The organism is Bacillus sp. RC240 (genome assembly GCF_044907945.1).
GTDB lineage: Bacteria > Bacillota > Bacilli > Bacillales > Bacillaceae_G > Bacillus_A > Bacillus_A mycoides.
On record NZ_JBIYCT010000003.1, the window covers coordinates 540297 to 564626 of the forward strand.

Here is a 24330-nt window from a genome sequence, read left to right on the forward strand (position 1 = left end):
TCGAATTCCTCCACCAAATCAGTTACTTTTAGTATAGCATACTACAACTCATTTTCTTTACGCTTATGTGTTAATTTTATAATCTCATTTTCTGTAAAATACGTTAGTAAATGCGCATGGCATGTAAAGAAGATAACTTGTCTATCTTTCGCAATTTCCTTTATAAGTTCAATCGTTCGATTCGTCCTTACCGCGTCAAAATGTACGAAGCTATCATCAATAATAAATGGATAGTCATGCTCAAACGTTTTCGCTAGTGCAAATCGTAACGATAAATATAACTGCTCCGCTGTCGCTTGGCTTAGTTCATGACTGTAAAAACGCATACCATCGTTACGTTCGACAATGAAAGGTTCCGCTTCTGACGGTGAGAATATTTTACTGTATCTTCCGCCTGTTAAATACACGAAATATTCTTCAGATTTTTGTAAAATGCGCGGCAAATGTACTTCATGATAATATTGCTTCGTTTTCGTTAATACTGTCTTTGCGGCCGCATAAGCAGCCCACTTCTTCACTTGTTCACGCACTTGTGATTTTTTCATTTCCCACTCATGTAGTAAATCACCATACGTACTGCCTTCTTCTAAATTCGCAATTTCTATTCGATGCTTCGCAATACGCTCTGTCAGTTCTTTCTCCCCTGCAAGACAGCTTTGCGCGGCTGTAATTTCTTGCTTTAATTTTTCATCATAACCGTCAGCCTCATAATGCTCAGCTAATGACAAACTCGTTAAGCGCTGTTCTAACAAATCAATTTGAGGTAATAAACGCCCCACTTGCTTATCCGCGTCTTCACGTTTCTCTGCCAATTTTCCTGCTTCTAAAAACATCTCTTCATCTGTAGATTCTGCGATATGCCATAACCCATCTCGCTCTACTAGTAGTTGTTTTAATTGCTCTTGCATGAACTCATATTCTTCTTGCCATTCCGCCAGCTTCTCTTTCAGCTGCTTACAAGTTTGGCGCTTCTCTTTCTCGTTTTGCATACGACTTTGCGCCTCATGCAAATTGCTATACTCCGTGCTACCGATAACAGTTTCTAGTTTATGCTCAAAGTGCGAAATCATTTCATACAATGAAGATTTCCGCTTACTTTGCTTCTCTAAATCACGATATAATTGCTGCATTTTTTCAATACGCTCAAACGCCGGCAATATGTGCGCATACGTATAAAATTCTGGGAACATATAGCGCGTTTTATACGCATCTACTTGTTCTCCTATTTGGAAAGTTTCTCTCTCCCATTCTTCATACGATGAAACGACTTTATCATAAGCTCGTTCCATTTGCTGCAACTTATACGACTCACGCTCAAATAGCTTACGAATCTCTTCATCTTTTTCTAACTGATAACGAACAGACATCGCTTCTTCACTTTGACGCCCGCCAGCACTTTGCTGAAGAGTAAGAAGCTCTTCTTGTAATCCACCCGAAGGATCTTTATATAAAACGAGTGCTAAAACAATCCCTACAAACACAATCACACTAATAAATAACAGCACGCGGTTATCTATAAATAGACTCGTGAATAAAACAAGCGTGTTAATAAGAAGTAACAGAAGACAAATTCTTTGCCACTGTTTTTTCTTTTGCTGAGCTGCCCCTGCTTTTTCCTCATACTTGCGCTTCATTCTCTCTGCGCCCATTCCTAAAAATGCCGCATCCTGAAATGATTTTTCTTTCTCAACTAACATATTTTTTTCTTCATCAGCTAACATTTGCTGGCTGATTTGTCTTATATTTTCTTCTTGCTCTTCTAATTGCTCTTGAGCCGTTTTAAAACGTTCATCAAGCTGTGTTTTTTGCGTTTCTAACTCTCTCGCTTTTTGCACAGTTTGCGTAATTAACTCTTTCGTCGCTAAACTTATATCAAATGAAAGAACAGTCTCTTGTTCAAAAGTAGCACCAATTTGTTGCTCTAGTTCTGCGATTTCTTCTTTTATATTCGCAATACTTCCCGTCATATCACGCATTTCTTGGCGTGCATTTTCATAAGACATGTGCTGCATACGAAGTTCTTCTACGTAACTTTCTTTTTGTAAAAATGCTTCATCTATTTCTGTGGAATCAATTTCTGATTGCACTGTTTCTATCTTTTTTTGAAGTGAATCTACTTGTACTTGGAGCGGTTCTATCTTTGCCTTTACCGCCTCATAGCGCGCCATTCCGTTTACAGGAAACTGCCCGTTCTCATTTTCTAACACTTTCTCGTGCGCACTCTTTTCAATAACAAGAGGCTCAAGCGCCGCTAATATTTCATAATCTTGCTTTCGTTTTTCGGCTGACTCTTTTTCCGCACGAACAGAAGTAAGTTTCTCTTCACTTTCTTTTAACTGCTCGACCTGTTTTTCATACGTGCCAATCTTCCCTTGCCATTCTTTCATCTTTTCCTCAATTTTCTTCATCTCTTGCAGTGACACGTTAATTTCAGGATTACGACCACTCGGCTTAAAACGCTGATTCATTTCTTTTTCTAATTTTTTATCTAACTGCAATAACGCATCGCTTCCGACTGCGCTTGCCGAAAATAAATAATTACCGATATCCGCTTCGCCGAGCTGATGAATATTTTGAAGACCATGCATATCAAATGAAAAAACAGAATCAAATAAGCTTTCATTCACACCGCTTAATATATCGTTTAAAATAGCTTCGCCGCCAGTTTTCCCGTCTTCAAAATAAACGGTCACCTCACCAACTGCCGTCTTTGGCAATCGTTCAATTTTTAAACGGCCGTACTTCTCTGTTTGAACAGTCATCGCTCCGCCGTACTTCCCGCCTTCTTTCGGCTCATAACGACGCTGTCCTCTCGTCGGAAAACCGAATAAAATACTTTTCATAAACGAGCGAATTGTCGATTTCCCCGCTTCATTTTCACCGTACAGTACCGTCAACATTGACAGATCCATTTCCACATTTTCTAGTTTTCCATAGCCATAAATATGGAGTTTTTCAATTCTCATTTTTTATCCCTCTCTTGCTGGAATAATTGCTCTAAAATAATATTTTCCGCTTCCTTTTGAATCTCTTTCTTCTCTTCTTCCGTAAAAGCTTCAATACTATTACGTGCTACAGGAGATGTCCAAATCGTGCGCAATACTCCATCCATATTTGTGAAAGCTTCTAACTCTTTCAGAACACTACCGACGAAATGATTTTCTTCTTTCAAACGTTCAATTTCCGCAAAAGAAACCGTCTCATTTTTCCACTTCATCGCATACACAAAGTCTTTTCGCTCTTCGCCAGCTGCTAAAATATGAAAAATCTCTTCCACGCGCTTGTCTTCACGCAAATAAGGAGAAAGTGGTCCCTGTCCTGTAAATATGACAGTTAAAAGCGTACCTTCCTCTTCTCTTCTGCATTCATTCATCGCACTTGACGCGCTCGTCATAAGGTCATCAACAGTTTCCAGTCCATCAATATTTACTTCTATCTCATCCCATACAACATCCGCCGTATGGAAAAATGAACATTGCGTTCCTTGTTTCGTGAGTTCAATCAGGTACGCACCCTTTTCTCCTGTTTCCTTACGATGACGTCCTTGTATATTACCTGGATAAATAATGCATGGATCTTCTGATAGAATTTCACGTTTATGTATATGGCCAAGAGCCCAATAATCAAACTGCTTTTCTTTTAGCTCACGAATTTGAAACGGTGCATAGCGATTATGCTCTGCATCCCCTTCCACACTTCCGTGAAGCATGCCAATATGAAAAGGCGCATCACTCATTTTCGTATACTGCGCTGTCATATTATCCGTTACCGCTTGCTGCAAATAACTAAACCCGTAAATAGAAGCTAATAGCTCACCATTTTTATAAAATGATTTCTCTTCTACATAAGGCTCCGTAAACACATGAACATTTTCTGGAAACTCAATTGCTGCCCAGCTTCCCCCTAAATGATCGTGGTTACCGTGAATAATAAAAACAGGGATATCGTACTGCGACAGTCTCTTCATTTGCTCGCGCACAAACACTTGCGCTCTCAAACTTCTCGTCTCCGCATCATACAAATCCCCGGCTAGTAATACGAAATCAACGCGCTCTTGAATCGCTTTATCAACAATACGTTCGAACGATTCAAACGTACTTTGCTTCATTCTCTCCCAAACAGAATGCGCAACATTCATTTCCATTCCTTTAAACGGACTATCCAAATGCAAATCAGCCGCATGTATAAACTTCACTTGTTTCACAAATAACGATCCTTTCTTTTTCCGTACTTTACTACGAATAGTAAATCTAGTGCCCATAAAACTTCCCCTTTATTTTACCACGCAATGTCATATATTTCTTTGCATATTCTAGTGATTTATGCCAAAATAGTTATAAGATTCTGATTTTTATTATTGGAGGGAATTTTCATGGGAGTATACGTTCTAACAGTCTTTGAAAAAGATGGTTCTAAAGCATTAGACGAATCATTCGAGGCGGCAACTGAAAAAGAAGCGAAAGCAAAAGGTGAATCTATTTTACAAGAGAAAGGATTGTATGAAAAAACACATCGCTGCACATCTTCTGCAGGTAAGCTCGTTTTATTCCAGCGCTAAAAAAAGAAGCGTCATCCGCTTCTTTTTCACTCTACTATATCTTCGTCACACCACGTAAACGCCACATCTAGAATACGATTACCGATACGTACGCGTTTATTCCATTTTCCTGTTTGGATCTGATGTTGCAATTCCGCTTTCATCTTTTCCGTCCAGTCGTGAATCGTGTCACTACGGTCGTACGGATATACGCCTGGAAACTCTTCCTGCAGAAGATGCAAGCTCTCTGCATCAAAATGAAAATGGAAGAAGTAGTTTGCTGTAAGCGATGGTTCTTGCAATTGTAAAAAGTAATCATCAACTTGCTTTCTATTTCTATAGAAAGTAAAGATATTCACTTTACCGCTCGTAATTTGGTCAATTTGAATTTCGTGCTTCTCTATAATCACGTCTTGCCCACCTCGTTATATACTACCCTTAGTATATATGTCTTTTGCAACAAAGTTAACCATTTTCGCGCGAAATTCATTTCCTTCATTATATTACCTGTACCTCCAAGTACAATCAGGACAAATAAAAACAAAGTTGAAGGGGAGCGATCACATGTATTTCGGAAGCAAAGGTTGGTATGTAAAAGAACTTAAAAAATTAGGGATTCGTACTTACGAAGGTAAAAAACTAGAATCTTATCGTACGCATATTTTATCTAGTTTACTTGAGAGAATGAAGAAAGCTTCGGCTTAATAGATGTAGGAAGCGACTACGGTTGCTTCCTTTTTATTTAGTAAATAAAAAGAAAATCATCATACCTTAACTTTTTAACTTTACCGTTATACTTCCTTGATAAAAACCGCCCATTATCAACTGAATCTCTAGTACCAAATACTCTTCCAGATAATCATTTGTATATATTTTAAATTCCCCACACTTATTAACCCGTCCGCTTCCAACATACATATCACTACTTGTTATGACAATTGTTGAATGAGGTTCTGCACGGCCCAATATACAATTATCACCATATTCCACAGAATCTATCGTTACTTTTTGATGCATATTATTAACTGAACCTATACAGTTCTTATTACACAAATTAACATCTCTTTCTTCAGCCCTCGAAAGCGCTCGATTCCTGCTAGTCTTTTCTGAAGAGAAAGCAACATTCCCCAGCCAACTAAACCTATCAAATATAGTAATAGGTAGAAACATCTACGTTAACTCCCCCATTCTTCCAATACTTCCTTCTCATTTTTTATCAACTACAGTCTTTTAATGAACTTACAGCAATACGTTTTATGTCGGGATAAAAGAAAACAGCTTTGATTTTCCATTCAATTTCGCACTGTTAATTTGTACAGAACACATAGAATACTGGTTTTCACCCCAGATGTAATGACAACACTACACAAAAGAAACCACGGTCCATTAAATGTAAATCCACCTTCAAATATATTAATAATAATTATGTTGCCAATTATTAAGAGAATCCATGAAATGGAATACTGTTTTCCATTTGTAATATATAAAATTTCATCCTCATAACAGACTGTAATTCCCCCACCTTGCCAAACACCAATAGCGAAAGAAATAAGCGTAACTGCCAGTAACTCTGCTTGTAAATCCCTAGTCATTGGTTGCGGCGCCGTATAAGTAATAATCCCTATCATCATGAGAAAAGTTATAATATCTATCCAGTTTAATTTTCTTTGTTTGCTTTGCAGCCAAATAAAGAAAATTAATACAGGAATTAAAAGCAAAGTTTCCATTTAATTATTCTTCTTCCTTTCCTACATTAGAAACGTCTATAATTGTAATGCAATTAGATTATTCTTAAATCTCTCATACTTTCTGAAGCATAACATGAGAAAGAAATAAAAAAATCGTACAAAAGGGCAAGCCTATAATGTACGATTGGGCATATATAATGTTTTAAAAATGAATTAACTTCCTTTCAATAGATACAGCTACTGCTTCTGACCGTGAATTAACACCTAATTTATTGTATATATTTGTTAAATATGCTTTTACCGTTCGCTCAGCTATTCCCATATCAAATGCAATTTCTTTATTCTTATATCCGCGCGCAATAGCTTTCAGCACAAACAATTCTTTAACCGTTAAGTTATTTTCTGCAACCTTATCAGCATGTACTTCTTTCCTTTTATACTTCACTATCTTTTCCATAATATTTGGTTGTAGTAAAATCTCACCTCGAATAGCCGCTTCCAATGTTCGAAACAAATTCTCACGATCCGTATCTTTTAGCAAATATCCTTTTGCCCCTAACTCAATTCCCTTTAACATTAATTCATCTTCGTTATAAGTAGTTAATATAATAATCGGCGTATGGTTTTGTTTTTCATTCAAAGCCTCAATTGTTTCTAAACCACTCATTTTAGGCATATTCAAATCCATTAAAATGACATCAGGTTTCTTCTTTTCTATGAAAGAAAGGGCTTCTTCTCCGTTTGCAGCCTCACCTATAATTTGAAATGAATCACTCGTTTCTATTATTAATTTCAGACCTTCTCTTACAACAAAATGATCATCTACAATTAATACGTTATGCTTCATGGCTATCTCCTTCTTTATTTATAGGCACTTGAATATACACTTTCGTACCTTTCATCTTTTCACTCAATATATGTATTTCTCCCTTAATCAATCGAACACGCTCATTTAGACCAATTAAACCATAATGTCCAGGATTCTTACCGATATATCTAGTGTCAAAACCAATTCCATTATCTTCAACTTCAATAGTAAGTTTTTCAAGATCATCGATATATTCAACATTTAAATTTACATCTGCTGCCTGTGAATGTTTTGCGATATTCGTTAAACATTCACTAATTACATATAAGCAGTGCTCTTTTACTACGCTTGAAATATACGGTGGGCTTTGGATAGTAAATCTCACATGTATAGACGTAGCTTCAGAAAAACGTTGAACCTCTTCTTTTACTGCTCCATTAAATGAATTAGTAGTATGACGCAAATCATCAATAACCAACCTTGCATCATGTAAAGTTTGTCTCGCTCTTATCATAGTTTGTTTCATAATCTCTTGAGATCGTCCTGTATTCCCTTTTTGCATATGGGCATCTATTGCTTCCAATTGCATAATTAAGCTTGCTAAACCTTGCGCTAACGTATCATGTAAATCTCTTGCCATACGCTGCCTTTCATTAGCTAATGTCAATTCTTCCACTCTCATATATGCAGACTCTAACTCTTGAATATAGCTCTGTATACGATTACGTGCATCAAATTGCTGCTTATTAATATAAGAAAAAGGAATAATAATTGCTAACACTAAAAGAAACATAGAGATAAGAATAGCTAATTTATTCACACCATAATTGATACTAATTGCAGCACAAAATATTGCATACATAAGAGTAAAAACTGCCATTACTTTAAATATATTGTTATAAACATATAAGCTTTGGGCGATTAAAATAGGAGTTAATCCAACAAAAATCGCTATCGAAGCATTTGTTGCAATAAATGCAGCCAAAAACACAATGAAAAGTTGTACAAAAAAGAAGTACAACAATTGCCTATTTTTTAATGAACTCGCATACCAATGAAAAATAGTATGAATAACAATGACTATTGTAAAGAAAAAACTATCCATAGAGAAAATATTATTACGAAATTCTAAAAGCATTGAAGCTATATATACGAGTGTAACCCATAAAATAATAAACCTTCTTGGAATAAATACCACTTCCAATACATTTGTATCCAAATCTATATTTAAACTTATTTTTTTCATATCTGACCTCCACTATTACATTATACAAGATGCAACTTACATTTTGATAAAGTGAAGGCTTTTACATACAGCCCGACTCCCACAAATAGCGGGATAAGTCACTGATTCCTCTTCATCCTCATTACCAAATATAAATATGAAATATTGTATATCGAAATGCATTGATGTTTATGTAAGATTATTATTCAGCAATCCATACAATGCTACATAATTAATGTATATTTTAAAAGTTTGCACAATCAAAATCTCCTCAAAGTATAAACGACGACTTTCTGTTCCCTTTTATTTAGTGCTAATGAAATAATCATTTAAACCAAAAATGCTATAATTAACCCAATCAAACTAAGGGGGAACATTTATCTTGCACGGAAAACACATTCAATTTCATGAGTTTGGCAATCCAAAAGATGTGTTACAGGTTGAATATAAAAATATAGAACCATTAAAAGATAATGAAGTTTTAGTTCGTATGTTAGTTAGACCGATTAATCCATCTGACTTAATTCCCGTAACCGGAGCGTATGCACATAGAATCCCTTTACCTAACATTCCTGGTTATGAGGGTGTTGGTATTGTAGAAGATGTTGGCGCGGGCGTTACTAGAGACCTTATCGGTAAACGGGTTTTACCGTTACGCGGAGAAGGTACTTGGCAAGAATATGTGAAGACGTCAGCTGACTTTGTAGTGCCTATTCCTGATTCCATCGATGATTTTACAGCGGCGCAAATGTATATTAATCCCCTTACGGCGTGGGTCACATGCACAGAAACGCTAAACTTAAAACAGAATGACGTTTTATTAGTAAATGCTTGTGGATCCGCTATTGGTCATCTTTTTGCTCAGTTATCACAAATTTTAAACTTCCGATTAATTGCAGTTACGAGAAATAGTAAACATACAGAGGAATTACTTCAGCTTGGTGCCGAATATGTAATAGATACTTCCACTGCCCCGCTTTATGAAACAGTTATGGAGTTAACAAACGGGCTTGGTGCAGATGCTGCCATTGATTCTATCGGGGGACCGGATGGAAATGAATTAGCTTTCTCCTTACGTCCAAATGGGTGCTTTTTAACTATCGGCCTTCTATCAGGTATACAAGTAAACTGGTCAGAGATTATCACGAAAGCAAAAGTGCACGCGAATATATTTCATTTACGATATTGGAATAATGAAGTGTCACCATATAAATGGCAAGAAACGTTTCATCACTTAATTCGTTTAGTGGAAAATAAGCAATTATATTTTATGACGGTACATTCTACGTATGACTTAGCGGATGTGAAAAGTGCGGTTGATGTCGTACAGTCTGCTGAAAAAACGAAAGGGAAAGTGTTTTTGACGGGTTAGTAAATGCTATTGAAAGATCTATTTTGATTGATTTTTTCAAAATAGATTTTTTTATGTCTTATAAACCCTATTTTAGTATCCCCGCTTCAACTACCTAAAAAATAACATTGTCAACAGAACTTAAATTGGTTATCATAAAAGCGAATATAACAGGAGATGAGCAGATGAATATAAAAGAAAAGAAATCTTTTTCAAAAGTTTCTCGGCGGAAATTAGTCGATGAAGTGTTGGAACGTCTACAAGAGAAAATCTTTTCTGGCGAGTATGAAGTTGGCGATCGCCTCCCTACAGAGCCGCAATTAATGGAAGAGTTAGGAGTAGGACGTTCAACGCTGCGAGAAAGCATAAAGATATTAGTACATGCCGGCATATTAGAAGTTCGACAAGGACAAGGTACTCGTATTGTCTCACTAAATACAACGCAAGATTCATTTGAAAAACGACTGCAAGCAGCTAATATTAATCATGTGTATGAAGCAAGAAATATGTTAGATAAAGAAGTAGCTATGTTAGCGGCACAGCGCCGAAGTGAAGAGGATCTTTTATACTTAAAAGGACATTTGAATAAAAGAAAAAATACCCTTCAAGAAGGAAATTATGTGGCATACATAGATGCAGACATTCAGTTTCATCTAGCAATTGCAAAGGCGAGCAAAAACGAAGTTCTACTTGATTTGTATCAATCTTTCGTACCTGCCCTTCGCCACATTTTAAGCCAATTAATATTAAATACAGTGAACTATGAAGATAACTCTGAAATTCATGAAAAATTATTCCAAGCTATTTTAAAACAAAATGCCGAAGAGGCACGAACATACGCCGTTCAAAATTTGGAGCTGAAATAAGCTCCTTATATATTACACTTAAACATCAGATGATATACTCAATAACATCTGATGTTTAAGAGAGGAGAAAATGAAATTGAAACATCAAGAACGAACTTATTTGTATATACTAGCACTATTTTTTGTTTCTATTAATTTACGTATCGGAATTACATCTGTTTCACCTGTATTAGAAACAATCCGACAAGACTTAAATATAAGCAATTTTTCCGTTAGCTTTTTAACAGCTATTCCTGTTTTTTGTATGGGGACATTCGCCTTACTGACTGGGAAGGTAATTAGGAAATACGGGGCAGAAAAATCAATTATGGCTTGTCTTATTTTAATTGGCTTGGCAACATGCATGAGAGCTTTTACCTTTTCCATTTCCACATTATTCGCGAGCTCTTTATTTATCGGCATTGGAATTGCACTTGCAGGTCCGTTACTATCAGGTTTTATTAAAGAAAAATTCCCTACGAAAATCGGCTTAATGATTGGCATATATTCAGTAGGTATGGGAACTGGTGCTTCTTTAAGTGCAGGGTTAACGATTCCTTTACAACATGTATTAAAAGACGATTGGAATATGGCACTCGCTTTTTGGGGTGTACTTACTATTATCGCTATTATATTTTGGTATCCGGTTATGAAACGAAAAAAGAATACGAGTACACAAGATAAAAAGAATAATAGTTTACCTTTAAGAAATAAAAAAGCATGGTTGTTCACAATCTTTTTCGGACTACAATCAGGAATCTTTTACTCCATTACGACTTGGCTTGCGCCCGCAAATCAAAATATGGGTGTCAGTAGCGAACAAGCTGGTACTCTCATAACTGTTTTTACAGTTGTTCAAATGATATGCAGCTTTTTAATTCCAACATTAGCGGATATTTATAAAAACCGAGCACTTTGGTTATTAGGGAGTATATGCTTCGTACTCGTAGGTTTATCGCTTATGATTTACCCACTAACTACACCATGGATTCCTTCTATTTTACTAGGTATCGGACTCGGCGGCGTATTCCCACTCGCTCTCATGCTACCGCTATATGAAACAAAAACTTCAGAAGATGCGAGTGCATGGACTGCAATGATGCAGTCAGGAGGATATATTATGGGCGGATTCATTCCTGTCCTAGCAGGAATCGCTCGTGATTATTTTAATAGCTATACGCAAGTTTTTATTATAATGGCACTTTTAAGCTTCATTTTATTCCTATTAACTTTAGTCATGAATAAAAGGAAAAGAAATGCAGAAGATCTTGTCTCCGCTTAAATTTAAAATGTTAATATATGGTATAATTTAATTAAAAACGAAAGGAGCTTCTAACATGTGGTTCATTTCGGCAATCGCGCCTGTTGTAATAGTTGGTGGAATTGTAGTATTTGTAATTAAAAGATTGGAACATAAATATAAGAACGGAAAATTAGGTAAGAAAAAATCTCAAAAAGCTCAACTGTTATTAGATAGTTTAATACCTATGGGAATGCTTGTTGGCTGTATGATTGGTTTGATTTTCGGTATGTTTTTTCCGGATTCCTCACTACTTTCCATTAGTTTAGGATCTGGAATAGGCTATTTATTTGGTTATTTCGCCTATGAAATTTATAGCAAGACAGGTAATGAGTTTTCATAATCCAAAAGAAATAAGTGAGGACAGTACATAGTAGCCATATACAATATGTACTGTCCTTTATTTTTGCATCAACGTTATCACCTTACCTTCCACATCCTATACACCTTTTTTATTGATTTTCCTCTCCTCCCTCTTTTGTATATCCACTTTTTTATTTTCATTGGATCTATACCCATAGTAAAGTAGAGCACATGTAATAACTGAACCTACAATATATCCTAAAAAACATCCTAACCAAAACATAATGTGACTGCCTCCAATGCTTTATAAATTTTATGTAATACAACGCCTTACATGCTCAATCGTTTATTTCTATAAACTATACACCCTCTAAAGTTATTCATACCATTATTTCTCCCCTTACCTCAAATAACAATTTTATTATTTATCATAAAGTTAACACTCTCGTTAAACATATATAAAGATTGTTGTATTTCTTACTTTTCTCCTTGAAAACAATATATACTACATTTGAAATAAGCGGGTACGTCTGCTTATTATCTAAATTCCCGTGCAATATCCCCTCACGAAATGCTAGGAGCAATCCTAGCATTTTTTACAATAACGTTTGACGAAAAAGTTTTGGCACTTTAAACATATGTAAATTATAGTTTCTTTTCAACTTTATCACTTAAACGGTTATATCATTTGAGTGAGCTAGTACATTCGCCCTCATCTTATTTTTTCCACCTATAAAAATCCATCCACTCTTCTTCATTTTAACTTTAATCATGAAACAAAAAAATCCCCTCAAAGCATGAACTTCAAGGGGGAGCCTGTTTTTTATTTACTTATATACGTACAGCTGTACCACTTACAGCAACCATTAACATTCCATCACGAACAACTTCGTAATCTACGTCAATACCAACGATAGCGTTCGCACCTTTTTGTTTTGCAAGTTCTTTCATTTCATCCATTGCGATATCACGAGCTTCTTTTAGCTTGCTTTCGTAAGAACCAGCACGACCACCGACAACATCACGAACAGAAGCGAATAAGTCGCGGACAATATTTGCACCCATAATAGCTTCACCATTTACAATATCAATATACTCAATAATTTCTTTACCTTGAATTCCAGACGTTGTTGTTACAATCATGACTGACACTCTCCTAATAAGTTGTAATTTTTTAATGCGCTTTCTTATGTCTTTATTATGACACGGAAAAAGTATCTAATCTATTGAATTACCTTACAGGAGTGTGACAATTTTGTAATAATAAAGTGCCTATTCTATTTAACGAATTCTCCGAAAGAATTCTCCTTCCTCAAGTGTGTGAAGGGCGTAGCCCAACGATAGGTGGGAGATGAATTTCGGTTTGGCGTAGCCAAAAGGCTTTGCCTTTTATTGTCACCTTGTATTGGTCGTGAAATACAGAAGAAATGTATTTGATGATGATATGTCGGACTATGCAAAAGACATTTTTGTCCGACTATCTGAAAACTATAACATCACATTAGTTGAATGGAATCATGATGTAGACCATGTACATATCTTATTCAAGGCACATCCGAATACAGAAATGACAAAGTTCATTAATGCTTATAAAAGTGCAAGTTCTCGACTAATCAAGAGAGACTTTCCACATGTGAGAAAGAAACTTTGGAAAGAAATGTTTTGGTCAAAAAGCTTTTGCTTGATTACTACGGGTGATTCACCGATAGATGTAGTAAAGAAATATATTGAAAATCAAGGAAAAAGTGAGGTGTAGGAAATGTTAAAATCATACAAATATCGTATCTATCCAAATAAAGAACAACAAATGTTTTTCTCAAAAACATTTGGATGTGTTCGATTTGTATACAACAAGATGCTTGCAGATAGAATTAAATCTTATCAAGAATCACAGGATAAACTTGATAAATCTGTTAAATATCCTACGCCTGCACAATATAAGGCTGAATTTCCATTCCTAAAGGAAGTCGATAGTCTTGCGTTGGCGAATGCTCAAATGAATTTGAATAAAGCATACGCTAACTTTTTCCGTGATAAATCTGTTGGATTCCCAAAATTCAAAAGTAAGAAAGATAACCATCGTAGTTATACAACAAATAACCAAAAAGGCACGGTTTACATTGAGAGTGGTTATATCAAGCTGCCAAAACTAAAGACCTTGGTAAAGATTAAACAGCACAGACAATTCTTTGGGTTAATTAAGTCTACTACAGTGTCTCAAACACCTACTGGTAAATACTTTGTATCGATTTTAGTAGAAGAAAATGAGCAATTGTTTCCTAAAGTTGATACAAAAGTTGGTATTGATGTTAGGCTAAAAGACTTTGCAATATTGTCTAATGGCAAGAAATATGAGAACCCTAAATGGTTGAGAAAAGCCGAAAGAAGATTAGCTCTTCTGCAGCGCTCTTTGTCGCGTAAAAAGAAAGGTTCAAACAATAGAAACAAGGCCAGGTTACAGGTTGCAAGACTTCATGAGAAGATTGCGAATCAACGCAATGATTTTCTTCACAAGATAAGCAATGAAATCACAAACGAAAACCAAGTAATTGTGATTGAGGACTTGAAAGTGAAGAACATGCAAAAGAATCACAAATTAGCAAAAGCAATCAGTGAAGTATCTTGGGCTAAATTCAGAGAGCACCTTGACTATAAAGCAATATGGAAAGGTCGCGATTTGATAATCGCACCTAAGAATTATGCAAGTAGCCAATTGTGTTCTTGCTGTGGTTATAAAAATAAGGAAGTCAAGAATCTAAGCCTTAGAGAGTGGACTTGCCCTGAATGCAATAGCCATCATGATAGAGATGTAAACGCAAGTATAAACTTACTAAAATTATCCATGTAATTGGTATTTTCTTTAGGGGTAGGTACTACCCTTATAGCTTGGTAAATATAGATAGCTAATAAAAGTATCTACTTCCCAAGAAGCTCCCACTTCAAACAGTCCGTAAGGACGTTAAGTTGTGAGTAGTTCACTAAAGCGCTTTAACATTAGGATACATAAATGATTCTCTATTTTCTTTCCAATCCTTTTCTACTTCTTTAAAAGTTGGTCGCCCTAACTCTTCCTTGTTTTTCTGTTTATGAAACCATTTCTTTACATACTTCTCCCCATTTTGATTTTGAACTGTACAAAGGAAACTATTACTACTATCCTTTAATATTTTTACAATCACGAAAAGACACCTCTTCCCTTTTTAATATCATAATAGAACTTGATCTTTTACTATAAGCCCTTCCTCTCTTATAGTCATACGACTCCTCGCCGCGCCAAAGTTGTAAGATCAAAAAACGATATTCACTATGTTTACATTTTGCATAATTGATATGTGAAGCAAATATTATTTAAAGAAATCAGAGTTATAAGCATTATGTTTATCAAATATTTTATAGATTTCTAACTTATCATCTAATTTTGCATCTACTAAAATTAATATATTTCCATCGTAAATGTATTCTTCATATTTCTTAGCATGTTCTTCGGGAATTCCTAATCCGATAAATGCTCCTATTAAACTTCCAGCTCCTCCGCCAATACCGGCTCCTCCAATAGCTGCTGCGATAGGTCCCGCTGCTACGATTGGACCCATTCCAGAAACAGCAAGTATACCAAGACCTGTTAATAAACCACCGAGTCCGCCTGCTACTCCTCCTGCCACAAGCCCTGTCGCTGAAAAGATATCCGCTTTATGTGCCGTTTCACTATTCACTTTTTCACCCGATTTTTCTTCCAGATGTTCAATTTCCTTTTGATCCTTCGCAATAGCTGAAATGTTACCCGCCGAGTATCCTTTATCTTTTAATTCATTAATAACGAATGCCGCATCATCAATTGTTCTAAAAATACCTACTATTTTTCTATCTGTATTCATAACTATTAACCTCCTAAAGTTTTATATAATGTATCTTTATCTTTCTTCATTTCTGTATACACTAACCTTCTTATTAACATAACCATTTACGAAAAAAGCGAATAGTAAAAGCATTACAAGCGAACCACTTAACAAGTAAATTAAATCAAATGTAATATCAATCATCATTTCATTCATGTATACCAGACTCCTTTTTATTTAAAGTAAAAGTATATTTTTATAGAATAGAAATCTTACAATTCATCTTCTGTCAATCTCTTTGTAGTATATGTATACCCTTCGTAACCCTTTCTAAACGTAAAAATACTATAATTATATTTTTTCTTATTTATATGTTTAACATTTTTTAAAACGGGTATGTTTATATTGTTATGCTTACTATATGGAAAGGAATATTTCGATGAATGCAATCCAATCTACTACTATTCTTTATAATGAAACACCTACAATAACGCAGATTCATCATTTTTATGCTTTAATGACAACATTTCAAACTAATTTATTTATAAGCAAACATGGAACACTTACTTCTATTAAAAGCTTAAGCACATTAATATCCTTTTTCCTTACTGTAAAAAAGAGAGAGCTTGTATTATTTATCTTTGAAGGAATAGATGCAAAAAAAGCTTTAAGAACACTCTTTCCTTCTTAAAAGTTTTATTATCCCCCTATTCCCTCGATCGTTACTTTTCATATATGTTTTTATATTTCAAAATGATTTCCTCTATTCAAAACGAGACCCCCTAATACAATAGGGGGATTTCTAGTTTGGCCTTATGAAAACTGATATAATATATATTACGTTTTTCATTCTTTACAATAGAAAACTTTTAATAACCTTGAAGGTAGGAATTTTTAATGAAATCGAAAGCAAAATTTAGTATTCGCTACAAAATTATGGCTGGTTATTTAGTTATGATTTTGTTCTTACTTATTTCTTTCATTATGTTAAACAATGAGATTTCCAATTTACAAAAATCTCGTAATTTTATTATTGATCACGATTTTAAAGTTCTTAATTTAACGAATCAAGTGGAGAAAGAATTGCTAACAATTGAAAATAAAGCGAAAGGATTTATTACTTCTAATAACGCAAATTACGTTCAATCCCTTAACGCTGCAGAAAAGGATTACGAAAAACATTATCAAGATCTTTTTGCTCTATTAGAGGATAACCCCTCTCAGCAAGAAAAGTTAAAACAGATTAATGAAAACATCAATAGTTGGATTAATAAAGAGATTCACCCATTAATTACAAATCATAATAGTAATAACATACAAGCAATCGATACGGCTCAAATTCAATCATTACAATCGCAGCTAACTAACTTCCGTGGTGTAGAGGAGCAACTAACGAAAAAAAGAGCTGCACAATTAGATACTGAAAATAATAAATTAGAGATTTGGTTATACAGTTTATTGTTCTTACTTTCTTGTATTTCTATTATCATTTCACTCTATATTTCGAATTCCATTACAAAAACGATTAAAAACGTAATTCAAGCTATTAAATCCATTTCTTCTAAAGAAAAAATTACTGAAAGAATTCATGTAAACACACGGGATGAAATAAAAGAGCTTGCTCATACAACGAACCACCTACTAGACGAAATATCTAAAAGAGAGTGGTTACAAACCGAGCTTGCAGAATTAATTTTAATGTATCAAGGTATACCTTCTATTGAGATGTTAGGTAAAAAAATTCTTAGTGGAGTTATACAAAAAACGCAAACCTCTTGCGGTGCATTCTATGTACGTGAAGAAATTGAAGAAACTGTCTACTATGTGAAGAAAGCTTCTTTCGCTGATCAAGGTGCTGATATTGGAAAACAATCCATTAAAATGGGTGAAGGTTTAATTGGGCAATGTGCTTTAGAAAAACAAAGCTTTATTCTTCGAGAAATACCAGAAGAATTTCGTTATGTCACTAGCGGCTTATTAGAAATACGCCCTCAAAACCTACTAGTCGTCCCTATCTTATTTGAAGATGAAGTGATCGCAGTAATGGAGTTAGTAAGTGTAACTGAGATTTCAGACTTACATCAAGATTTAATTCAACAAACCGTTGATAACCTAGGTCTAACCATCCATAGTATTATGGGACGTATGCGAATTCAAACGCTTTTACATGAATCACAAGCAATGACAGAAGAGTTGCAAGTTCAATCAGAAGAATTGCAAACGCAAGCTGAAGAACTACAAATGCAAGCCGAAGAATTAAGAACAACAAATGAACAACTAGAGTCTAGAACTGAAGAGGCCGAGCAAAAGACAGCTGACTTACAAATTACTAAATCAGAATTAGAAGAAAAAGCAAGCGAAATATTACGTAGTTCAAAATACAAATCAGAATTCCTAGCAAATATGTCCCATGAATTACGAACACCGTTAAATAGTATTTTACTATTATCTGAAATGTTAAGAGAAAATCATGATAACCATTTATCCGATGATGAAATTGAATTAGCAACCGTCATTCATTCATCAGGAAAAGATTTACTTACTCTAATTAATGACATACTAGATTTATCTAAAGTAGAAGCCGGAAAACTAGACGTCATTTTTGAAGCAACGAACATAAGTGACATGGCAGCAAATATGCATCAAAACTTTTTACATATAGCTGCACAAAAAAATGTCGAATTTACTATTGAAGACAGTGATATTATTCCTGATTTATTTTATACAGATGCAAGGCGGATTGAGCAAATTATTAAAAACTTATTATCCAATGCATTTAAATTCACGGAAAAAGGATCCGTCTCTTTACATTTCGATCCGATAGAAACAACCAATTTGAGTAATGAAATGCAGTCTATAAGTAATGATTGGATTACAATTTCAGTAAAAGATACTGGTATTGGTATCGCTACAGAACAGCATCAACTTATTTTCGAAGCTTTTCAACAGGCAGATGGCGCAACGATTCGGAAATATGGTGGTACAGGCTTAGGATTATCTATCTGTAAAGAGTTTGCTAGATTATTAGGCGGTTGGATTACGTTAGAGAGTAATGTAGGAGAAGGCAGTACTTTCACAGTATATATTCCTAACCTTCCAAATGGGTTAACTGATATACAAGTATCCAATTTAGAAGTCGCAGCAACGATAGAAGATGTTATTCCTGCTGAAGTTATTGAGGAAACTATAGTTACTCCAGAAACAAATAACGTCTTCCAAGAGAAAACTATTTTAATTGTCGATGATGATCATCGAAATATATTTGCATTACAAAATGCATTAGAAAAACAACATGCCAACATTATTACTGCACAAAACGGCATAGAGTGTTTAGAAATACTAAAAAGCAATACAAATATTGACCTTATCTTAATGGATATTATGATGCCGAATATGGACGGTTATGAAACGATGGAACATATCCGAATGAATTTAGGGTTACATGAAATACCTATTATCGCATTAACTGCTAAAGCAATGCCAAATGATAAAGAAAAATGTTTATCTGCTGGCGCTTCAGATTATATAAGTAAACCATTAAATTTACATCAACTCTATTCGGTAATGAGTGTATGGTTAATAAAATAAGTGAGGTTTAGTTTAAGTGGAAAATAAGTATTATAATTTTGATCCATCCGTAGATATGGATAAGCGTACGAACTTAGAAATTGAATTACTATTGGAAGCGGTATTTAAACTGTCAGGATTTGATTTTCGCCAATATGCTCGCACATCTATTTATAGAAGAATTTGTAATAGAATGCAGCTCTCTAATATCCCTACCATTTCAAAATTAATTGAAAAAGTAATTCATGAGGAAGGGTTTTTAGAACAGTTATTAAATGATTTCTCCATTAATGTAACTGAAATGTTCCGTAACCCTACTTTTTTTAAAGCGTTAAGAGAGCATGTTATTCCTGAATTAAAAAAGTATCCTGAAATTAGAATTTGGCATGCTGGATGCGCAACTGGTGAAGAAGTGTTATCAATGTCCATCTTACTTCATGAAGAAGGATTAAGTGAAAAAGCTGTTATTTACGCAACAGATATGAATACGAATGTGTTAGAAAAAGCAAAACAAGGCATCCTTCCGTTAAATAAAATGCAAACTTATACGAAAAACTATTTACAAGCTGGCGGTACACAAGCATTTTCTAACTATTATTCAACAGATAATCGTTTTGCTTATTTTAATCCATCCCTTTTACAAAACATTATTTTTGCACAGCATAATTTAGTAACCGATCAATCTTTTAACGAATTTCATATTATACTTTGCCGTAACGTTTTAATTTACTTTACGAGTAAACTTCAAAACCAAGTACAGCAACTATTTTATGAAAGTTTAGGCCACAATGGATTCCTATGTTTAGGAAATAAAGAAACTCTTCGTTTTTCAGATATAATGCCGCATTATATCCAATTTAATCCTAACGAACAAATCTATCAAAAAATACAATAAAGTGAAACTTTAATCAGAGGGGGGTTATTCCCCTCTGATTATTAGCCCGCACCAATCGGGCGTTTACGGGCAGTTGATCTCCCACAAATAGCGGGGTAAAAAGCGTATGAAATCCTATGTTTGGATTTCATACGCTTTTTATTTCGCATTCGTTTGTATCATAATTAGACACATATCATCTGATTGTGTTTTCTTCTGTTCTTCCTTATAAAATCCTTCTATCTCTCCTTCTAAATCTCCCCATTTTCTTTCTGTAAAAGTACGCAACTTCTCTTCAGACTCAAATTCATCATTTGCAATTGCTTCAAGAACACCATCTGTAAATAATACAATTTGAGCGTTCTTCTCAAAAGGTATGACTGTCTTCTCGACTTTTATTTCATCAAAAAATCCTACCGCACAACTCCCGCGATTTAGTTCCACTACATTCTCTTCATCAACTAAAACGTATCCAGAAGGATGTCCTGCATTTACATATTCAATTGTTCTCTTTTCTGTATCAACTACTAAGTATATCGCTGTAAAATAATATGGAATATTGTCATTCTCATTATGTAAAAGAGTCATATATTTATTTAAGTCTTTAATGACAAGTTCCGGATCGATTAAACATTTAATCGATTCACGTAATACAGACGAAATAAACATACAAACTAATGAAGCAGATACACCATGTCCCATCACATCTAATAATATAATACCGTAGCGGTTTTCATCGATTTTATACCAATAATACATATCTCCAGCTAGTTTGAATGAAGGTAAGTAACTTGCTTCAATTTTTATATGATCTTCTCTTAATGGGCTACTTAATAAGTTTCTTTGTACTTGTGTAGCTAAATCTAATTCATTACGAAGATTTTCCTCTTGTTCTTTATGCCAATTTAATTCCGATTTCAAGCGTAATGCCACACGCATACGAGCTAACAATTCAACTTTATTTATAGGTTTCGTAATATAATCCATTGCGCCTATATCAAGCGCTTCAGCTAATTTATTCGCATCTTCTAAAGCTGTTACAAAAATAATAGGAATATCTTTAAACTTCTCCTCGTTTTGTAATCGCCTACAAACTTCAAGTCCATCAATCTCAGGCATCATGATATCTAATAGTATTAAATCAATTTCATTATGCCTGGAAGAATCTTTTCCAAAATGGATGTATTCGAAAAGCTCTTGTGCAGAATTAAGCGATACAAGATCCTGATATCCGGCTTGTTTTAAAATTTTTTCAATTACAAAGATGTTAACCGGATTATCATCGACAATTAAAATGGACACAAGTTATTTCCCCTTTTCTTATTTAAAATGTAAATCTATTATCATTCTCTATTTTTCTAGTATTGCATACTCAGTTATAAAATAAAAATTTCCTACTCATACGTATTTATACAGCAAAAGAACAAACCCCCTAGAAATGAGAGTTTGTTCTTTCACTCTATAAATTTCCACTTTTAATTTAACACCATTGCTTTGTCATTTAAAAGGCGATCTAATTCTTCCATATGATTTGTTTCATCTGCGATCATATCTTCTAACTTTACAACTAACTCTGTCATATTTAATTTCGCTGCCTGTTCTTTTCTCGTTTCATAACGCTTAATTGTTTCATATTCTGATTGTCTAGCTGCTTCTAACATTTCTCTAACATCTTCTACTTGTTTCACTGGTAAAGGGATTGTAGTAGGTGTACCACCTAGCGTCTTAATTTTCTCCGCTAAATATAGGGCATGTCCTTGTTCATCACTAATTTCAGGTTCAAAGAAAGGTTTTAACACTTGTCTATATATACCAGAAACCGTAGCTGCATTATGGTTATACATAATAATTGCCGAGTATTCTCCTGCTAAATCTTCATTCAATCCTTCGATTAGTTCTTTCACATCGTGTGACATTTTAATATCTCCTCCTATACTTAATAACTACCCCTTTTCTCATGTTTTAAACATAATTATTTTAAATTTTTTATGTATCTAAAAACGCCGCTTGCTTCAATTTACTTATGGCTTGTCTTTTAATACGAGAAACGTGCATTTGTGAAATACCTAACCGTTCCCCTGTATCCTTTTGATTTAAATTTTCTCCAAATATATAATGAATAACACTCTTTTCCGTATCATTTAATACGTTAAAAATATCATCTAAAACGAGACGTCTTTCTGTCTGTTCATATCCTTGCTCTACTTCACCTACAGATTCAATTCTCGCTACCGAACTTCCATCAGATGAATTTTCAACTACATCATCTAAGGAAGATACTTGATAATTATTTTTAGCATCCATAATTTCTAGAACTTCCTCTTCGGATAGTCCTAAATGATTCGCAATCTCTATAATCTTCGGTGAACGTTGTAGGTGATCTGTTAGCTCCTCTATCGCAAGTTTAATTTTCCCGCCTAAATCTTTAATTCGCCTTGGAACATGAACGCCCCAAGTTTTATCACGTAAATACTTCTTTATTTCCCCTACTATCGTAGGTATTGCAAACGGTTCAAAAGCATTCCCTATCGAATAATCATACCTTCTTATTGCGCCTAAGAGCCCTAACATCCCTACTTGTATAATATCCTCATGCATCGGCCCACCTTTTGAATAGCGGTATGCAATGGAATATACGAGATTTTTATAGTGATTAACCAACCTTTCCTGCGCTTCATCACATTGGTTTTGTTGGAATTCTGCAATTAGTTTAATAACGTCTTCTTTAGTAAGATTTGTAGGTTGAGATTGGATTTCCATCATTCTCCACCTGCTCTCTTTGTATATATTTTGTCATTAAAACTGTCATGCCCTCATCATGCATAATTTGTATATCATCCATTAACGTATTTATTAAATATAAACCTAAACCATTTTCCGGCAAATGTTCTACTGGTTTATTAATATCATACGGACCAACTTTACTTTTTAAGGCGCTAAAATCAAAGCTAACTCCATTATCCGCAACCATAATTTCTAATCGCCCTTCATATAGACCAAAGACAATTGTAATTTCTCCAACGTCTTCTTTATATGCATGTTGTACAATATTTGTACATGCTTCACTAATAGCAATTTTCATATCTTCTATATCGTCATAAGCAAAGCCCATTCGATTCGCAACACCAGCCATTGTTAAACGAATAATAGCCACATATTCTGCTTTTGCAGGAATTTTCATTTCTATCTTTTCAAATTTCTCCATCATCCCTAGTCACCTTCTTTCTACTTTTTCAAAATCTGAATTCAAATTTAATATTTCTGTTAGTCCTGTAATATCGAATAATCTTTTTAACCTTTTAGATACACCAATAAACTCTAGTTTCCCATCATTTTTCTTAATTGCTTTTAATAGCGCTATAAAAACGCCTAAACCTGTACTATCCATATAATCTACCTTATTAAAATCTACTACTATATAAACCTCTTTCTCACTTGCAATAGGCATTACCTTATTTTTTAAATCTGATGCCGTATACGCATCAATCTCACCATTAAGTTGTACTGTATAACCTAAATCATTTTGCAAAATATTTATTGCCAAATTCATCATTTCCGCCCCCTTATCTCAAACTACTACTATTTAATTACCCATAAAAATTAGTTTTAAACATATTTTTTCATTTTAATTATAAATAAATTTTCTACACCTTTCTCAGCTTAACACTAAAAAAAATACTACCAAATGTTTAAACCTTATAAATTTGTGTATGTATAATGTATAAACATTATTTTTAGGGGGATCTATCTATGGAAGAGCACAGCTTTAAAAAGGGAGATTTTGTTCAATTTTCTTATCGACACGATCATGCTACAAAATTAATTGGTTCCATTATTAACATACTAACGAATACAATTGTAGTTGATATAGGTAATAGCGAGGACTTATCTCATATAGAACCAAGGCAGGTCGTAAGAATAAATAATTGTAAAAAAGTAACGATAGCTTAATATGTAATCTCAATCAGTGGGGCCATCCTCACTGATTCCTATGTA

General features: G+C 34.3%; 27 protein-coding genes and 1 pseudogene. 12 read left to right on the forward strand and 16 right to left on the reverse strand.

The window, feature by feature from the left end; all coding sequences use genetic code 11:
* Positions 1-41: 41 nt before the first annotated feature.
* Positions 42-2966 carry an ATP-binding protein gene (locus tag ABH955_RS14470; RefSeq protein WP_404448166.1) on the reverse strand — a complete coding sequence of 975 codons (2925 nt, stop codon included), beginning with the start codon at positions 2964-2966 and terminating at the stop codon, positions 42-44.
* Positions 2963-4204 carry a metallophosphoesterase family protein gene (locus ABH955_RS14475; protein ID WP_404448342.1) on the reverse strand — a complete coding sequence of 414 codons (1242 nt, stop codon included), beginning with the start codon at positions 4202-4204 and terminating at the stop codon, positions 2963-2965. The genes ABH955_RS14470 and ABH955_RS14475 overlap by 4 nt, the downstream gene beginning before the upstream one ends.
* A 168-nt stretch (positions 4205-4372) precedes the next feature.
* On the opposite strand from ABH955_RS14475, the gene ABH955_RS14480 reads away from it, so the two are divergent.
* Positions 4373-4558, forward strand: coding sequence for a YhzD family protein (locus tag ABH955_RS14480; RefSeq protein WP_000539551.1), 186 nt, complete (start codon positions 4373-4375; stop codon positions 4556-4558).
* 26 nt (positions 4559-4584) lie between these two features.
* Here the strand turns inward: ABH955_RS14480 and ABH955_RS14485 are convergent, their stop codons facing one another.
* Entirely contained in the window at positions 4585-4947 is a 363-nt protein-coding gene (locus ABH955_RS14485) for a hypothetical protein (protein WP_033708294.1), read from the reverse strand.
* Between the two features lie 154 nt (positions 4948-5101).
* On the opposite strand from ABH955_RS14485, the gene ABH955_RS14490 reads away from it, so the two are divergent.
* Positions 5102-5242: a YflJ family protein gene (locus tag ABH955_RS14490; protein WP_000273535.1), complete on the forward strand. Its 141-nt coding sequence runs from the start codon at positions 5102-5104 to the stop codon at positions 5240-5242.
* A 66-nt stretch (positions 5243-5308) separates the two neighbouring features.
* On the opposite strand, the gene ABH955_RS14495 is transcribed toward ABH955_RS14490, so the two are convergent.
* The 4 genes from ABH955_RS14495 to ABH955_RS14510 all read right to left on the reverse strand — a co-directional run bounded on the left by ABH955_RS14495 (position 5309) and on the right by ABH955_RS14510 (position 8279).
* A complete protein-coding gene (locus tag ABH955_RS14495) occupies positions 5309-5707 on the reverse strand; it encodes a hypothetical protein (protein WP_404491256.1) in 399 nt (132 codons plus the stop codon).
* Between the two features lie 122 nt (positions 5708-5829).
* On the reverse strand, positions 5830-6264 hold the full coding sequence (locus ABH955_RS14500) for a hypothetical protein (protein WP_002064089.1): 435 nt from the start codon (positions 6262-6264) through the stop codon (positions 5830-5832).
* A gap of 163 nt (positions 6265-6427) precedes the next feature.
* On the reverse strand, positions 6428-7072 hold the full coding sequence (locus ABH955_RS14505) for a response regulator (protein WP_002087211.1): 645 nt from the start codon (positions 7070-7072) through the stop codon (positions 6428-6430).
* Positions 7062-8279, reverse strand: coding sequence for a sensor histidine kinase (locus ABH955_RS14510; RefSeq protein WP_404448155.1), 1218 nt, complete (start codon positions 8277-8279; stop codon positions 7062-7064). The genes ABH955_RS14505 and ABH955_RS14510 overlap by 11 nt, the downstream gene beginning before the upstream one ends.
* 361 nt (positions 8280-8640) lie before the next feature.
* On the opposite strand from ABH955_RS14510, the gene ABH955_RS14515 reads away from it, so the two are divergent.
* From ABH955_RS14515 to ABH955_RS14530, 4 genes are all read left to right on the forward strand, one after another.
* Positions 8641-9630 (forward strand): zinc-dependent alcohol dehydrogenase family protein, encoded by a 990-nt coding sequence (locus ABH955_RS14515; RefSeq protein ID WP_404491257.1) that lies wholly within the window; start codon positions 8641-8643, stop codon positions 9628-9630.
* Positions 9631-9794: 164 nt separating this feature from the next.
* Complete coding sequence (locus ABH955_RS14520) at positions 9795-10475, forward strand: FadR/GntR family transcriptional regulator (protein ID WP_404448149.1); 681 nt, start codon at positions 9795-9797, stop codon at positions 10473-10475.
* A 70-nt stretch (positions 10476-10545) separates the two neighbouring features.
* A complete protein-coding gene (locus ABH955_RS14525; protein WP_404491258.1) occupies positions 10546-11736 on the forward strand; it encodes an MFS transporter in 1191 nt (396 codons plus the stop codon).
* A gap of 55 nt (positions 11737-11791) precedes the next feature.
* The gene (locus tag ABH955_RS14530) at positions 11792-12097 is read left to right on the forward strand and encodes a hypothetical protein (RefSeq protein WP_002140688.1); all 306 of its coding nucleotides are present in this window, start codon (positions 11792-11794) and stop codon (positions 12095-12097) included.
* Between the two features lie 791 nt (positions 12098-12888).
* Here the strand turns inward: ABH955_RS14530 and ABH955_RS14535 are convergent.
* Positions 12889-13200: a YbjQ family protein gene (locus tag ABH955_RS14535; RefSeq protein WP_000637510.1), complete on the reverse strand. Its 312-nt coding sequence runs from the start codon at positions 13198-13200 to the stop codon at positions 12889-12891.
* 238 nt (positions 13201-13438) lie between these two features.
* On the opposite strand from ABH955_RS14535, the pseudogene tnpA reads away from it, so the two are divergent.
* Together tnpA and tnpB are read left to right on the forward strand one after the other, a co-directional pair.
* Positions 13439-13813 (forward strand): annotated as a pseudogene (gene tnpA, locus ABH955_RS14540) (IS200/IS605 family transposase); the annotation flags it as partial.
* A 3-nt stretch (positions 13814-13816) separates the two neighbouring features.
* Complete coding sequence (gene tnpB, locus ABH955_RS14545) at positions 13817-14905, forward strand: IS200/IS605 family element RNA-guided endonuclease TnpB (RefSeq protein ID WP_404491259.1); 1089 nt, start codon at positions 13817-13819, stop codon at positions 14903-14905.
* Between the two features lie 130 nt (positions 14906-15035).
* Here the strand turns inward: tnpB and ABH955_RS14550 are convergent, their stop codons facing one another.
* The 3 genes from ABH955_RS14550 to ABH955_RS14560 all read right to left on the reverse strand — a co-directional run bounded on the left by ABH955_RS14550 (position 15036) and on the right by ABH955_RS14560 (position 16109).
* Positions 15036-15236, reverse strand: coding sequence for a DUF4028 family protein (locus ABH955_RS14550; RefSeq protein ID WP_002186515.1), 201 nt, complete (start codon positions 15234-15236; stop codon positions 15036-15038).
* A 165-nt stretch (positions 15237-15401) separates the two neighbouring features.
* On the reverse strand, positions 15402-15932 hold the full coding sequence (locus ABH955_RS14555; protein WP_061674060.1) for a general stress protein: 531 nt from the start codon (positions 15930-15932) through the stop codon (positions 15402-15404).
* Positions 15933-15968: 36 nt separating this feature from the next.
* Positions 15969-16109, reverse strand: a complete 141-nt coding sequence (locus ABH955_RS14560) for a hypothetical protein (RefSeq protein WP_404455697.1) — start codon at positions 16107-16109, stop codon at positions 15969-15971.
* Positions 16110-16332: 223 nt separating this feature from the next.
* Between ABH955_RS14560 and ABH955_RS14565 the strand changes: the two genes are divergently transcribed.
* The 3 genes from ABH955_RS14565 to ABH955_RS14575 all read left to right on the forward strand — a co-directional run bounded on the left by ABH955_RS14565 (position 16333) and on the right by ABH955_RS14575 (position 20355).
* A complete protein-coding gene (locus ABH955_RS14565; protein ID WP_000991707.1) occupies positions 16333-16584 on the forward strand; it encodes a hypothetical protein in 252 nt (83 codons plus the stop codon).
* Positions 16585-16790: 206 nt separating this feature from the next.
* Complete coding sequence (locus tag ABH955_RS14570; protein ID WP_404455694.1) at positions 16791-19481, forward strand: ATP-binding protein; 2691 nt, start codon at positions 16791-16793, stop codon at positions 19479-19481.
* 16 nt (positions 19482-19497) lie between these two features.
* Complete coding sequence (locus tag ABH955_RS14575) at positions 19498-20355, forward strand: CheR family methyltransferase (RefSeq protein ID WP_002168988.1); 858 nt, start codon at positions 19498-19500, stop codon at positions 20353-20355.
* Between the two features lie 138 nt (positions 20356-20493).
* On the opposite strand, the gene ABH955_RS14580 is transcribed toward ABH955_RS14575, so the two are convergent.
* The 5 genes from ABH955_RS14580 to rsbV form a co-directional block, all read right to left on the reverse strand.
* Positions 20494-21636 (reverse strand): SpoIIE family protein phosphatase, encoded by a 1143-nt coding sequence (locus ABH955_RS14580; protein ID WP_404455691.1) that lies wholly within the window; start codon positions 21634-21636, stop codon positions 20494-20496.
* Positions 21637-21809: 173 nt separating this feature from the next.
* Positions 21810-22250 carry a ferritin-like domain-containing protein gene (locus ABH955_RS14585; protein ID WP_404491260.1) on the reverse strand — a complete coding sequence of 147 codons (441 nt, stop codon included), beginning with the start codon at positions 22248-22250 and terminating at the stop codon, positions 21810-21812.
* Positions 22251-22320: 70 nt separating this feature from the next.
* Positions 22321-23097, reverse strand: a complete 777-nt coding sequence (gene sigB, locus ABH955_RS14590; RefSeq protein WP_002188580.1) for an RNA polymerase sigma factor SigB — start codon at positions 23095-23097, stop codon at positions 22321-22323.
* Positions 23060-23542: an anti-sigma B factor RsbW gene (gene rsbW / locus ABH955_RS14595; protein WP_404455688.1), complete on the reverse strand. Its 483-nt coding sequence runs from the start codon at positions 23540-23542 to the stop codon at positions 23060-23062. The genes sigB and rsbW overlap by 38 nt, the downstream gene beginning before the upstream one ends.
* 6 nt (positions 23543-23548) lie before the next feature.
* Entirely contained in the window at positions 23549-23887 is a 339-nt protein-coding gene (gene rsbV, locus ABH955_RS14600) for an anti sigma b factor antagonist RsbV (protein ID WP_002011067.1), read from the reverse strand.
* Between the two features lie 197 nt (positions 23888-24084).
* On the opposite strand from rsbV, the gene ABH955_RS14605 reads away from it, so the two are divergent.
* Positions 24085-24285, forward strand: coding sequence for a methyltransferase (locus ABH955_RS14605; protein WP_002140674.1), 201 nt, complete (start codon positions 24085-24087; stop codon positions 24283-24285).
* Positions 24286-24330: the final 45 nt, after the last annotated feature.